Origin of the sequence: Streptomyces sp. NPDC092952, assembly GCF_044754785.1 — a bacterium.
Taxonomy (GTDB): domain Bacteria; phylum Actinomycetota; class Actinomycetes; order Streptomycetales; family Streptomycetaceae; genus Streptomyces.
The window spans coordinates 174,294-187,425 of sequence record NZ_JBIVPT010000008.1 but is presented as its reverse complement, the minus strand read 5'-3'; the positions used below and the strand labels follow the sequence as shown (position 1 = coordinate 187,425).

Annotated in this window: 12 protein-coding genes and 1 riboswitch; of the genes, 8 read left to right on the top strand and 4 right to left on the bottom strand. The window is 71.0% G+C overall.

Annotation, left to right across the window (positions count from 1 at the left end; all coding sequences use genetic code 11):
* Positions 1 to 78 precede the first annotated feature (78 nt).
* The 8 genes from tsf (at position 79) to ACIQGQ_RS21155 (ending at position 9,001) form a co-directional block, all read left to right on the top strand.
* A complete protein-coding gene (gene tsf, locus ACIQGQ_RS21190; RefSeq protein WP_366296004.1) occupies positions 79 to 915 on the top strand; it encodes a translation elongation factor Ts in 837 nt (278 codons plus the stop codon).
* Between the two features lie 161 nt (positions 916 to 1,076).
* Positions 1,077 to 1,856: a UMP kinase gene (gene pyrH, locus ACIQGQ_RS21185; RefSeq protein ID WP_366296002.1), complete on the top strand. Its 780-nt coding sequence runs from the start codon at positions 1,077 to 1,079 to the stop codon at positions 1,854 to 1,856.
* 175 nt (positions 1,857 to 2,031) lie between these two features.
* Complete coding sequence (gene frr, locus ACIQGQ_RS21180; RefSeq protein ID WP_352276476.1) at positions 2,032 to 2,589, top strand: ribosome recycling factor; 558 nt, start codon at positions 2,032 to 2,034, stop codon at positions 2,587 to 2,589.
* Positions 2,589 to 3,644 (top strand): phosphatidate cytidylyltransferase, encoded by a 1,056-nt coding sequence (locus tag ACIQGQ_RS21175; RefSeq protein ID WP_402398121.1) that lies wholly within the window; start codon positions 2,589 to 2,591, stop codon positions 3,642 to 3,644. Before frr ends, ACIQGQ_RS21175 begins: the two co-directional genes overlap by 1 nt.
* A gap of 94 nt (positions 3,645 to 3,738) precedes the next feature.
* Positions 3,739 to 4,845, top strand: coding sequence for a 23S rRNA (adenine(2503)-C(2))-methyltransferase RlmN (rlmN, locus tag ACIQGQ_RS21170; RefSeq protein WP_352276357.1), 1,107 nt, complete (start codon positions 3,739 to 3,741; stop codon positions 4,843 to 4,845).
* A gap of 99 nt (positions 4,846 to 4,944) precedes the next feature.
* A riboswitch (TPP riboswitch) is annotated at positions 4,945 to 5,061 on the top strand.
* Positions 5,062 to 5,134: 73 nt separating this feature from the next.
* The gene (locus ACIQGQ_RS21165; protein WP_402398118.1) at positions 5,135 to 6,244 is read left to right on the top strand and encodes a thiamine ABC transporter substrate binding subunit; all 1,110 of its coding nucleotides are present in this window, start codon (positions 5,135 to 5,137) and stop codon (positions 6,242 to 6,244) included.
* A gap of 95 nt (positions 6,245 to 6,339) precedes the next feature.
* A complete protein-coding gene (locus ACIQGQ_RS21160) occupies positions 6,340 to 7,953 on the top strand; it encodes an ABC transporter permease (protein ID WP_402398116.1) in 1,614 nt (537 codons plus the stop codon).
* A gap of 22 nt (positions 7,954 to 7,975) precedes the next feature.
* Positions 7,976 to 9,001 (top strand): ABC transporter ATP-binding protein, encoded by a 1,026-nt coding sequence (locus tag ACIQGQ_RS21155; protein WP_402398114.1) that lies wholly within the window; start codon positions 7,976 to 7,978, stop codon positions 8,999 to 9,001.
* Between the two features lie 92 nt (positions 9,002 to 9,093).
* Here the strand turns inward: ACIQGQ_RS21155 and ACIQGQ_RS21150 are convergent, their stop codons facing one another.
* The 4 genes from ACIQGQ_RS21150 to ACIQGQ_RS21135 all read right to left on the bottom strand — a co-directional run bounded on the left by ACIQGQ_RS21150 (position 9,094) and on the right by ACIQGQ_RS21135 (position 13,089).
* On the bottom strand, positions 9,094 to 10,281 hold the full coding sequence (locus ACIQGQ_RS21150; protein ID WP_402398112.1) for a hypothetical protein: 1,188 nt from the start codon (positions 10,279 to 10,281) through the stop codon (positions 9,094 to 9,096).
* A complete protein-coding gene (locus ACIQGQ_RS21145) occupies positions 10,263 to 11,000 on the bottom strand; it encodes an ABC transporter ATP-binding protein (protein WP_402398110.1) in 738 nt (245 codons plus the stop codon). Before ACIQGQ_RS21145 ends, ACIQGQ_RS21150 begins: the two co-directional genes overlap by 19 nt.
* A gap of 218 nt (positions 11,001 to 11,218) precedes the next feature.
* Positions 11,219 to 12,598 (bottom strand): aspartate aminotransferase family protein, encoded by a 1,380-nt coding sequence (locus ACIQGQ_RS21140; protein ID WP_352276364.1) that lies wholly within the window; start codon positions 12,596 to 12,598, stop codon positions 11,219 to 11,221.
* Positions 12,583 to 13,089: an Lrp/AsnC family transcriptional regulator gene (locus ACIQGQ_RS21135; protein WP_352276365.1), complete on the bottom strand. Its 507-nt coding sequence runs from the start codon at positions 13,087 to 13,089 to the stop codon at positions 12,583 to 12,585. The genes ACIQGQ_RS21140 and ACIQGQ_RS21135 overlap by 16 nt, the downstream gene beginning before the upstream one ends.
* Positions 13,090 to 13,132: the final 43 nt, after the last annotated feature.

Sequence of the window (13,132 nt, the reverse complement as noted above, 5' to 3'; positions counted from 1 at the left end):
GCGGGGGCGGGTGCCACAAGCACCGCCCCCGCCGTCCACCCGTAGATCTTTCAGACTTCGAGAGAGAAACACAGACTCATGGCGAACTACACCGCCGCTGACGTCAAGAAGCTCCGCGAGCTGACCGGCGCCGGCATGATGGACTGCAAGAAGGCGCTCGACGAGGCCGAGGGCAACGTCGACAAGGCCGTCGAGGCGCTCCGTATCAAGGGCCAGAAGGGCGTCGCCAAGCGCGAGGGCCGTTCTGCCGAGAACGGCGCCGTCGTCTCCCTCATCTCCGAGGACCAGACGTCCGGCGTTCTGCTGGAGCTCAAGTGCGAGACGGACTTCGTCGCCAAGGGCGAGAAGTTCCAGAGCGTCGCGAACACCCTCGCCGCGCACGTCGCCGCCACCTCCCCGGCCGACCTGGAGGCGCTGCTCGCCTCCGAGATCGAGGCCGGCAAGACCGTCCAGGCGTACGTCGACGAGGCCAACGCCAACCTCGGCGAGAAGATCGTCCTGGACCGCTTCGCGCAGTTCACCGGTGCGTACGTCTCCGCGTACATGCACCGCACCATGCCCGACCTGCCGCCGCAGATCGGTGTCCTGGTCGAGCTGGACAAGGCCGACGCCGAGCTGGCCAAGGGCATCGCGCAGCACATCGCCGCGTTCGCCCCGAAGTACCTGTCCCGCGAGGACGTCCCGGCCGAGGTCGTCGAGGCCGAGCGCCGCGTCGCCGAGGAGACCACCCGCGCCGAGGGCAAGCCGGAGGCCGCGCTCCCGAAGATCGTCGAGGGTCGCGTCAACGGCTTCTTCAAGGAGGCCACCCTCCTGGGCCAGCCGTACGCGCTGGACAACAAGAAGTCCGTTCAGAAGGTCCTGGACGAGGCCGGTGTCACCCTGAAGCGCTTCACGCGCATCAAGGTCGGCATCTGAGTCCGTCCGCGAACAACGGTGGACCCCGCGATAGGGTCTAGTGCAGTCGTCGGCCGCACTCACGCCGTACGACCGCAGATCTGACGAGGAGGCCATTGCCGCTGAGGGACACCAGACCCACCGGCAATGGCCTTCTTCGTATGTGCACGAGGAGAATCTCCATGAACAAGGGCGCGGACGCCGCCACAGGCGACCACAAGCGCGAGGACGGCAAGGCGGGCGGACGCTTCATGCTGAAGCTGTCCGGAGAGGCATTCGCCGGCGGCGGGGGCCTCGGCGTCGACCCCGACGTCGTACACGCCATCGCCAGGGAAATCGCGGCGGTCGTCCGTGACGGCGCGGAAATCGCGGTCGTCATCGGCGGCGGCAACTTCTTCCGCGGTGCCGAGCTCCAGCAGCGCGGTATGGACCGGGCCCGTTCCGACTACATGGGCATGCTCGGCACGGTCATGAACTGCCTGGCCCTCCAGGACTTCCTGGAGAAGGAGGGCATCGACTCCCGCGTCCAGACCGCCATCACCATGGGGCAGGTCGCGGAGCCGTACATCCCGCTGCGCGCCGTTCGCCACCTGGAGAAGGGCCGCGTCGTCATCTTCGGCGCCGGTATGGGAATGCCGTACTTCTCCACCGACACCACCGCCGCCCAGCGCGCCCTGGAGATCGACGCAGAGGCACTCCTGATGGGCAAGAACGGGGTGGACGGGGTCTACGACTCCGACCCGAAGCGCAACCCCGACGCGGTGAAGTTCGACGCACTTGAGTACGGCGAGGTTCTCGCCCGCGATCTCAAGGTCGCCGACGCCACCGCCATCACGCTCTGCCGTGACAACGACCTGCCGATCCTCGTCTTCGAGCTCACCGCCACCGGCAATATCGCCCGCGCGGTCAAGGGTGAGAAGATCGGCACGCTCGTGAGTGACCGGAGCACCCGGCTCGGATGATTCCGGGCGCCTCCCCGGCGTACGGCGGGGAGGCCCGGCCGCCCCGGAATCCGCCGGGACCGGTCCGGAGGATGGACAACGGCCTGCCGGTCGGACACCGTGCAGGTGAGGACGCGACGCAGGACCCGCCGGGCCCGAGTACGACGGGCCCACTCAAGACACGCAGGAGCACGTGGTGATCGAAGAAATCCTCCTTGAGGCCGAGGAGAAGATGGAGAAGGCCGTCGTCGTCGCGAAGGAGGACTTCGCCGCGATCCGCACCGGCCGCGCGCACCCGGCGATGTTCAACAAGATCGTCGCCGACTACTACGGCGCGCTGACCCCGATCAACCAGCTGGCCTCGTTCTCGGTTCCCGAGCCGCGCATGGCCGTCGTGACGCCGTTCGACAAGAGCGCGCTGCGCAACATCGAGCAGGCCATCCGCGACTCGGACCTCGGCGTCAACCCGAGCAACGACGGCAACATCATCCGAGTGACCTTCCCGGAGCTCACCGAGGAGCGCCGCCGCGACTACATCAAGGTCGCCAAGGGCAAGGCCGAGGACTCCAAGATCTCCATCCGCGCGGTGCGCCGCAAGGCCAAGGAGAACCTGGACAAGCTGGTCAAGGACAAGGAGTCGGGCGAGGACGAGGTCCGTCGCGCCGAGAAGGAGCTCGACGACACCACCGCGAAGTACGTCGCGCAGGTCGACGAGCTGCTCAAGCACAAGGAAGCCGAGCTGCTCGAAGTCTGATGAACGACTCTTCCCGGGGCGTCCCGCAGGCGGCCGGCCACTGGGGCGCGCCCGAGATGCGGGCCGCTCCGGTGGGTCCTGCTTACGATGTGCGTGTGCCGGACGTTCCCGGTGCAGGCAGAGACGCCGACGACCGTGATGACCGGGACCGGGGGGCCGGACGCCTGAGCGGCGGCCCCCTGTTCCGTGACGAGATCCCGCAGGAGCCCATGTCCACCGCGCCGCCGTCCCCGCAGAAGAAGCGTGCGGGCCGTGATCTGCGAGCCGCCATAGGGGTCGGTGTGGGGCTCGGCGCCGTCATCGTCGCCTCGCTCTTCATCGTGAAGGCCGTCTTCGTCGCCGTCATCGTCCTCGCCGTCGTGGTGGGGCTGTGGGAGCTGACCTCCCGGCTCCAGGAGCGCAAGGGCATCCGGGCGCCGCTGATCCCGCTCGCGGTGGGCGGCGCGGCGATGGTGGTGGCCGGTTACGTGAAGGGCGCCGAAGGCGCCTGGGTGGCGATGGCGCTGACCGCGCTGGCGGTGCTGGTCTGGCGGATGGCCCAGCCGCCCGAGGACTACCTCAGGGACGTCACGGCCGGTGTCTTCGCCGCGTTCTACGTACCGTTCCTCGCCACCTTCGTTGCCATGCTCCTGACCGCCGACGACGGGCCGCAGCGGGTGCTCACCTTCCTGCTGCTGACCGTGGTCAGCGACACCGGCGCGTACGCCGTCGGCTGGCGGTTCGGGAAGAACAAGCTCGCGCCGCGCATCAGCCCCGGAAAGACCCGGGAGGGCCTGTTCGGAGCCGTCGCCTTCGCGATGGTCGCCGGGGCGCTGTGCATGCAGTTCCTGATCGACGGCGGGTCCTGGTGGCAGGGGCTCCTGCTTGGGCTCGCGGTCGCGGCCAGCGCCACCCTGGGCGACCTGGGCGAGTCGATGATCAAGCGGGATCTCGGGATCAAGGACATGGGCACGCTGCTGCCGGGGCACGGCGGCATCATGGACCGGCTGGACTCGCTGCTGCCGACCGCGCCGGTGGTCTGGCTGCTGCTGGTGCTGTTCGTCGGCTCCGCCTGATCAGCACCCCGCTGACCTGCTATTTCACCGGTGAGGGCCCGCTGTCCACAGGACGGCGGGCCCTCACCGTTCTGTCTGCGACACTGGAAGAACCATGCCTAAGCCCGGAGAACTCACTTTCGTCGCGCCCCGCGGAGCCAAGAAGCCGCCGCGGCACCTCGCCGACCTCACGCCCGCCGAGCGCAGGGAGGCCGTCGCCGCGATCGGCGAGAAGCCGTTCCGCGCCCAGCAGCTCTCGCAGCACTACTTCGCGCGGTACACGCACGACCCCGCCGGGTGGACCAACATCCCCGCCGGTTCGCGGGAGAAGCTCGCCGAGGCGATGTTCCCCGACCTGATGTCGGTGGTCCGCCACATCAGCTGCGACGACGACACCACCCGCAAGACGCTCTGGAAGCTCCATGACGGGACGCTCGTGGAGTCCGTCCTGATGCGCTACCCCGAGCGGGTGACGATGTGCATCTCCTCGCAGGCGGGCTGCGGGATGAACTGCCCGTTCTGCGCGACCGGGCAGGCCGGGCTCGACCGCAATCTGTCCACCGCCGAGATCGTCCACCAGATCGTCGACGGCATGCGGGCGCTGCGGGACGGGGAGGTCCCCGGCGGTCCGGCCAGGCTCTCCAACATCGTCTTCATGGGCATGGGCGAGCCGCTCGCCAACTACAACCGGGTGGTCGGCGCGATCCGCCGGCTGACCGACCCGGAGCCGGACGGACTGGGGCTCTCGCAGCGGGGGATCACGGTCTCCACCGTGGGCCTGGTGCCGGCGATGCTCCGGTTCGCCGACGAGGGCTTCAAGTGCCGGCTCGCCGTGTCGCTGCACGCGCCGGACGACGAGCTGCGCGACACCCTCGTGCCGGTGAACACCCGCTGGAAGGTGGCCGAGGTGCTGGACGCCGCGTGGGAGTACGCGGAGAAGTCCGGCCGCCGCATCTCCATCGAGTACGCGCTCATCCGGGACATCAACGACCAGGCGTGGCGCGGCGACCGGCTGGGCCGGCTGCTCAAGGGCAAGCGCGTACACGTCAACCTGATCCCGCTGAACCCCACGCCCGGCTCCAAGTGGACCGCCTCGCGGCCCGAGGACGAGCGGGCCTTCGTCGAGGCGATCGCGGCCCACGGCGTGCCGGTGACCGTACGGGACACCCGGGGCCAGGAGATCGACGGGGCCTGCGGGCAGCTGGCGGCGTCCGAGCGCTGAGCGCGCCGGGGTGTGTCCGGTCCGGCGGAGGACGGCCGGAACGGACACACCCCGGGGCGGTCGCCGGGGCCCGTGTAATCTGGGCCCGAAATCAACTTCATATTCCGACAGGGGAGCGCCACAGCGCTGAGAGTGCGGCACCGAGGACAGGTCGGCCGCAGACCCTCTGAACCTCGCCCGGGTCATTCCGGGTAGGAAGTTCGGTCATCAACTCATGCTGTTGCGCCCTGCCCGCTTTCCGCGGGTGGGGCCGCGTCTCTTCCTGGCCAAAACCCAGGAGGAATCCACAATGAGCACCACACGCAGGACCGGTCGGCTCGCGGTCTCGGCCCTCGCCGCCGCGGTCGGCGTCACCGCACTCGCCGGATGCGGAGGCTCCGACGACACGGCCGCCGGCTCCGGCGGCACCAAGGGCTCCGGCTCCAAGACCGTGACGCTGGTCAGCCACGACTCCTTCAACGCCTCCAAGGAGGTCCTGGCGGAGTTCACCAAGGAGACCGGCTACACCGTCAAGGTGCTGAAGAGCGGCGACGCGGGCGTCGCGCTCAACCAGGAGATCCTGACCAAGGGCTCGCCCCGGGGCGACGTGTTCTTCGGCGTCGACAACACCCTGCTCTCCCGCGCCCTCGACAGCGGGCTCTTCACCCCGTACGAGGCCAAGGGCCTCGACCGGGTCGCGAAGGACACGGTGCTTGACGCCGAGCACCGGGTCACCCCGGTCGACACCGGCGACATCTGCGTCAACTACGACAAGAAGTACTTCGCCGACAGGAAGCTCGCACCGCCGGCCGGCTTCGACGACCTGGCGAAACCCGCGTACAAGAACCTGCTGGTCACCGAGAACGCCGCTACCTCGTCGCCCGGCCTCGGCTTCCTCCTCGGCACGGTCGCGGCCTACGGCGAGGACGGCTACCAGGACTACTGGAAGAAGCTCAAGGCCAACGGCGTCAAGGTCGTCGACGGCTGGGAGCAGGCGTACAACGAGGAGTTCTCCGGTTCGGCGGGCGGCAAGAAGGCCAAGGCCGACCGGCCGCTCGTCGTCTCGTACGCCTCCAGCCCGCCCGTCGAGGTGCTGTACGCGAAGCCGCAGCCGGCCCAGGCGCCGACCGGGGTGGTCACCGGGGCCTGCTTCCGGCAGATCGAGTTCGCCGGGCTGCTGGACGGGGCGTCGAACGAGAAGGGCGGCAAGGCCCTGCTGGACTTCCTGATCAGCAAGAAGTTCCAGGAGGACATGCCGCTCAACATGTTCGTGAACCCGGTCTCCGAGGAGGCGAAGCTGCCGGAGCTGTTCACGAAGTTCGGTGCCACGGTGGACCGGCCGAAGACCGTCGCCCCGGAACTGATCGCCAAGAACCGTGAGCAGTGGGTCCAGTCGTGGTCCTCGCTCGTCGTGAAGTAACGAGGGCCGCGGGACGCGGGCCGGGACCGGGCGGCGGGGCCGCGCGCCCGGCCCGCGGTCCGGCCCTGCGGCGGGGCGCGACGCGGTTCGGCCTGATGGCCGTGCCCGTCGCGTTCTTCGCGCTGTTCTTCGCCTACCCGGTCGCCGCGATCGTCGGCCGGGGGCTGAAGGCGGACGGCGTCTGGCAGTTCGGGCGGATCGGCGAGGTGCTGGGCCGGCCGGAGATCCGCGAGGTGCTCTGGTTCACCTGCTGGCAGGCGCTCGCCTCGACCGCCCTGACCCTGTTGATCGCGCTGCCCGGCGCCTATGTCTTCGCCCGCTTCGACTTCCCCGGCAAGCAACTGCTGCGGGCGGTCGTCACGGTGCCGTTCGTGCTGCCGACCGTCGTCGTCGGGACCGCCTTCCTGGCCCTGCTCGGACGCGGCGGATTCCTCGACGAACTCTGGGGCGTACGGCTCGACACGACCGTCTGGGCGATCCTGCTCGCCCATGTCTTCTTCAACTACGCGGTGGTCGTCCGCACGGTCGGCGGGCTGTGGGCCCAGCTCGACCCCCGGCAGGAGGAGGCGGCCAGGGTGCTGGGCGCCGGACGGTTCGCCGCCTGGCGCCGGGTCACCCTGCCCGCGCTGGCCCCCGCGGTGGCCGCCGCCGCGCTGATGGTCTTCCTCTTCACCTTCACCTCCTTCGGGGTCGTGCAGATCCTCGGCGGTCCCGGCTTCGCCACCCTGGAGGTGGAGATCTACCGGCAGACCGCGCAGCTCCTCGCCCTGACGACCGCCGCCGTGCTGACCCTGGTGCAGTTCGCCGCGGTCGGTGCGATCCTCGCCGTGCACGCCTGGACCGTACGGCGCAGGGAGACCGCTCTGCGCCTGGTCGACCCGGCGCGCACGGCGCGCAGGCCGCGCGGTGCCGGGCAGTGGGCGCTGCTGGGCGGGGTGCTGCTGACCGTACTGCTGCTGATCCTGCTGCCCCTCGGGGTGCTCGTGGAGCGCTCCGTGAACACCGGGGACGGCCATGGGCTCGACTACTACCGGGCGCTGGGATCGGCGGACGCGAGCGGCGGTACGTTCCTGGTCGCGCCGCTCGAAGCGGTCGCCAACTCCCTCCAGTACGCCCTGGTCGCCACGGTCATCGCGGTGGTGATCGGCGGGCTCGCCGCTGCGGCGCTGACCCGGCGGGCGGGCCGGTTGGCGCGCGGTTTCGACGCGCTGCTGATGCTGCCGCTCGGGGTCTCCGCGGTCACCGTCGGCTTCGGTTTCCTGATCACTCTGGACAAGCCGCCGCTGGACCTGCGGACCTCCTGGATCCTGGTGCCGCTCGCCCAGGCGCTGGTCGGGGTGCCCTTCGTCGTACGGACCATGCTGCCGGTGCTGCGCGCGGTGGACGGGCGGCTGCGGGAGGCGGCGGCGGTGCTCGGGGCCTCGCCGCTGCGGGCCTGGCGGGAGGTCGATCTGCCGCTGGTACGGCGGGCGCTGCTGGTCGCGGCCGGTTTCGCCTTCGCCGTCTCGCTCGGCGAGTTCGGCGCGACGGTGTTCATCGCACGGCCCGACCGTCCGACGCTGCCGGTCGCCGTGGCCCGGCTGCTGGGGCGGGCCGGGGAGCTGAACTACGGCCAGGCGATGGCGCTCAGCACCATATTGATGGTGGTCTGCGCCGTCTCACTGCTGCTGCTCGAACGGGTCCGCACGGACCGGACCGGGGAGTTCTAGAGATGTCCGGGGAGTTCTGGAGATGCTGACACTGGAATCGGCCACCGTCCGCTTCGGCGGGCGGGCGGCGCTCGACGCGGTGGACCTGGCGGTCGCCGAGCACGAGATCGTCACCGTGCTGGGACCGAGCGGAAGCGGCAAGTCCACTCTGCTGCGGGTGGTCGCCGGGCTCCAGCACCTGGAGGGCGGCCGGGTGCTGCTGGACGGTACGGACCAGTCGGGGGTGCCGGTGCACCGGCGGGGCCTCGGCCTGATGTTCCAGGACCATCAGCTCTTCCCGCACCGGGACGTCGGTGCCAACGTCGCCTTCGGGCTGCGGATGCGCGGCGCCTCCCGCCGCGACCAGGAACGCCGGGTCGGCGAACTCCTCGACCTGGTGGGCCTGCCCGGGGCCGAGCGGCGCGCCGTCGCCACGCTCTCCGGCGGCGAGCAGCAGCGCGTCGCCCTCGCCCGGGCCCTCGCCCCCAGCCCCAAGCTGCTGATGCTGGACGAGCCGCTGGGCCAGCTCGACCGGGGGCTGCGCGAACGGCTCGTCGTCGAACTGCGGGCGCTCTTCCGGAAGCTGGGCACGACCGTGCTCGCCGTCACGCACGACCAGGGCGAGGCGTTCGCGCTGGCCGACCGGACGGTGGTGATGCGCGAGGGCCGGATCGCCCAGGTGGGCACCGCGCTGGAGGTGTGGCGCCGGCCCGCCTCCGCCTTCGTGGCCGGATTCCTCGGCTTCGACAACGTGGTGGCGGCGACGGTGACCGGTGGGCTCGCCGACACGGTGTGGGGCAAGGTGCCGGTGCCGGAGGGCTCGCCGCAGGGGGAGTGCGAGGTGCTGGTACGGCCGAACGGGGTACGGATCGGCTCCCCGGAACAGGGGCTGCGCTGCGTGGCCGGGGGACGGACGTTCCGCGGCAGCCGGGTCATGGTGCGGCTGACCCCGCCGACCGGTCCGGAGCTGGAGGCGGAGTGCGCGCCCCGGGACGCCCCCGAGGAGGGGGCGGCGGTCGGCGTCGGGTTCGACGCGGCGGAGGTCGTCGTCCTGGAGCCCGCCCGCTGATCCGGGCCCCGGGTGAGTGGGCCGTCCCTTCCGGATCCTGCCGGGCCCGCGAGCCGTGGCCGGCCCGGAAGGAACGGTCCGCGGCCCGGTGTTCAGGCTGCCAGCGGCAGTGCGGCCAGCTCGGCGACGAGCCAGGTCAGCGGGGCGAAGACCAGCAGCAGGGCGGTGGCGCGCAGCGCGGTCGCGGCGCGCAGGGCCGAGGCGGGGGCCCCGAGCCGCAGCAGCGCCCGCGCCGTCCGCGCCCGGTCCTGCCGGGCCTCCAGCGCCGAGGTCAGCAGGGTCGCCGTCGTGCAGCCGAGCACCAGCACCCCGCCCAGCGCCGCCAGCGGACCGGGCGGACGGGTGCCGGCCCCGTACAGCGCGTATCCGGCGACCGTGGCGGCGAGCACCGCGCACACCACGCCGAGCGGACGCCCGATCCGGCGCGCCTCGTCCATCAGTACCCGGCCCGCCAGCAGGCGTACGGCGCCGGGGCGCACCGCCTGGAGCAGCCGTCCGCACAGATGGGCCAGGCCCGGTCCCGCCACGGCCAGCCCGACGGCCGCCAGCGTCCAGCCCGCCAGCACCCCGGCCGGGGTGGCTTCCAGGCGGCCGGGCAGCGGGAGCAGGCCGCGCCCGCCGCTGCGCGCCATGTACGCCTCGATGGCGAGACCGGCCGAGGCCAGCGCCACGCCCCACGGCAGTCCCGCCGGGGGCGCCGCCGGGCCGGGCGGTTCCGGTTCGGTCAGGACGTCCGGGTCGGGGACCTTGCGGGAGACCGGTGCGGGCAGCCGTTCGGCGCGCAGCGCGTAGGCGCTCAGCCCGGCCGCGCTCACCGGGACCAGGGCCAGCAGCACCAGCGCTGCGGCGAGCGGCAGCGGGGCACCGGCGTCGAGCAGCCCTGCCGCCGCGCCGTCGAACGGCAGCCCGGACAGGTCGCCGCGCAGATGCAGGAAGAGGAGCAGCGCCACGGCGGAGCCGAGGGTGCAGGAGACGGCGGTGGAGACCGCGCCGAGCACGGCGAGCCGGACCGGCCCGAGGCCCACGGCGGAGAGCCCGGAGCGGGGCCGGGTGCTCGGGTCCGTACGGGCCACCGCGATCGCGAACTGCACGGTGGCGGCGAGCGGCACCAGGCACCACAGCAGGCGCGGCACCGCCGCGTCGGCGTGCCCCGGGTGCGCGGCGGCTTGGCCGAGCGCGCACAGCAGCAGGAAGCCGACCCCGGCGGAGGCGGCGGCGACCAGCAGCCGCCGCAACAGGACCAGCGGGTGGGAGCCCCGGGCTAGACGGAGAGCGAGCACGCCGGCCGGCCTTCGGTGTCGGAGCTGCCGGGCAGGGCGACGGTGGCGACCCGGCGGCCGTCGAGCAGCGGGATCGCGCGGTCGGCGAGGGCGGCGATCTCCGCGTCGTGGGTGGCGAGCACGATCGTGATGCCGTGCGAGCGGGCCGCGCTGGTGAGGGTGCGCAGGACGTGGGTGCGGTCGTCGCGGTGCAGGGTCGCGGTGGGCTCGTCGGCGAAGATCACGGTGGGGGCACCGGCCAGGGCGCGGGCCACGGCGATCCGCTGGCGCTGGTTCTGGAGCAGGGTGTGCGGCCGCTGCCGGGCGCAGCCGCCGATGTCGAGCCGCTCCAGCCACTCCAGGGCGGACTTCTTGGCCTCGCGGCGCGGGGTGCCGCGCAGCAGCAGCGGGAGGGCGGTGTTCTCCCAGGTGTTCAGCTCGGGCACCAGCTGCGGCTCGGGGGCGATCCAGCCGAAGCGGTCGCGGCGCAGCCGCTCGCGCAGCCGGGGGCCCATGGTGTGGACGGGCACGCTGTTGAACCACACCTCGCCCTGTTCGGGCACCAGCTGACCGGACAGACAGTGCAGCAGGGTGGTCTTTCCGCAGCCCCGGGGGCCGGTCACGGCAAGGATCTCGCCGTCGCGGACCCCCACGGAGACGCCGCCGAGGGCGGGCGATCCGTTGTGGGAGTGGTGCAGGGAACGCGCCCAGATCACATCGTTGTCCGGCGGGGCCACCATGGCGTACACCTCGGTTCAGATCGAAATTCCCGTCCCTCGTACGGGGGAACGAAAACAAGGCCGATCGGTCACCGGCACCGTAAGGATTCGAACCGCGGTGAGCGCACAGCACACGGCCCGGATGCGTCCCTCCCACTCGATTGGGCGCATCCGGGCCGTACGGACCGTGCGGGGGCGACGGCCGGCGATCCGTGGTCGGCCGGCCGTCGCGGAGGTGGTTACAGCTTGGTCCACGCCTCCGTGAGGACGTTGCGCAGAATGCCCTCGATCTCGTCGAACGTCGACTGGTCGGAGATCAGCGGCGGCGCGAGCTGGACGACCGGGTCGCCACGGTCGTCGGCCCGGCAGTACAGGCCGTTCTCGTACAGCGCCTTGGAGAGGAAGCCGTACAGGACGCGCTCGGTCTCCTCGTCGGTGAAGGTCTCCTTGGTGGCCTTGTCCTTCACCAGCTCGATGCCGTAGAAGAAGCCGTTGCCGCGGACGTCGCCGACGATCGGCAGGTCGAGGAGCTTCTGCAGCGTCGTGAAGAAGGCGTTCTCGTTGTCCAGCACGTGCTGGTTGAGGCCCTCGCGCTCGAAGATGTCGAGGTTGGCGAGGCCGACCGCCGCGGAGACCGGGTGGCCACCGAAGGTGTAGCCGTGCAGGAAGGTGTTGCCACCCTCGTAGAACGGCGCGGCGACGCGGTCCGAGACGATGCAGGCGCCGATGGGGGAGTAGCCCGAGGTCATGCCCTTGGCGCAGGTGATCATGTCCGGCACGTAGCCGAACTTGTCACAGGCGAACATCGTGCCGAGGCGGCCGAAGGCGCAGATGACCTCGTCGGAGACGAGCAGCACGTCGTACTTGTCGCAGATCTCGCGGACCCGCTGGAAGTACCCGGGCGGCGGCGGGAAGCAGCCACCGGCGTTCTGCACCGGCTCCAGGAAGACCGCGGCGACGGTCTCCGGGCCCTCGAAGAGGATCTCCTGCTCGATCTGGTCGGCGGCCCAGCGGCCGAAGGCCTCGGGGTCGTCGCCGTGGATCGGGGCGCGGTAGATGTTGGTGTTCGGCACCTTGTGGGCACCGGGGACCAGCGGCTCGAAGGGGGCCTTCAGGGCCGGCAGGCCGGTGATGGACAGGGCGCCCTGCGGGGTGCCGTGGTAGGCGACCGCGCGGGAGATGACCTTGTACTTGGTCGGCTTGCCCTGCAGCTTGAAGTACTGCTTGGCCAGCTTCCAGGCGGTCTCCACGGCCTCGCCGCCACCGGTGGTGAAGAAGACCTTGTTGAGGTCGCCCGGCGCGTAGTCGGCCAGGCGCTCGGCCAGCTCGACGGCCTTCGGGTGGGCGTAGGACCACACCGGGAAGAAGGCCAGCTCCTGGCCCTGCTTGTACGCCGTCTCGGCGAGCTCGTGACGGCCGTGACCGGCGTTGACCACGAACAGGCCGGACAGGCCGTCCAGGTAGCGCTTGCCCTGGTCGTCGTAGATGTAGGTGCCCTCACCACGGACGATGGTGGGAACGGGCGCGGTCTCGTAGTCCGACATGCGGGTGAAGTGCATCCACAGGTGGTCGTACGCGGTTCGGCTGAGGTCCTTGCTCACGGCTATCGGGTTCCCCACATATAGGTCTGCTTCTTGAGCTTCAGGTAAACAAAGCTCTCGGTGGAGCGCACACCGGGGAGGGCCCGGATGCGTTTGTTGATCGTGTCCAGCAGGTGGTCGTCGTCCTCGCAGACGATCTCCACCATCAGGTCGAAGGAGCCCGCGGTCATCACCACGTACTCGCACTCGGCCATGGCCGAGAGTGCCTCGGCGACGGGGTCGAGGTCGCCCTCGACATTGATGCCGACCATCGCCTGGCGCCGGAACCCCACGGTGAGGGGATCGGTGACGGCGACGATCTGCATCACGCCCTGATCCAGCAGCTTCTGGACGCGCTGCCGCACGGCCGCCTCGGAAAGGCCGACGGCCTTGCCTATGGCGGCGTACGGGCGGCGCCCGTCCTCCTGGAGCTGCTCGATGATGGCGAGAGAGACGGCATCGACCGCTGGTGACGATCCGTTCCCGGTCCTGGAGTCTGCGCTGCGACTGGCCACGCATCCACTGTGCACGGGACTCGTCAGTCTGGCAACCCCAGATCGATGAAATCCGTTG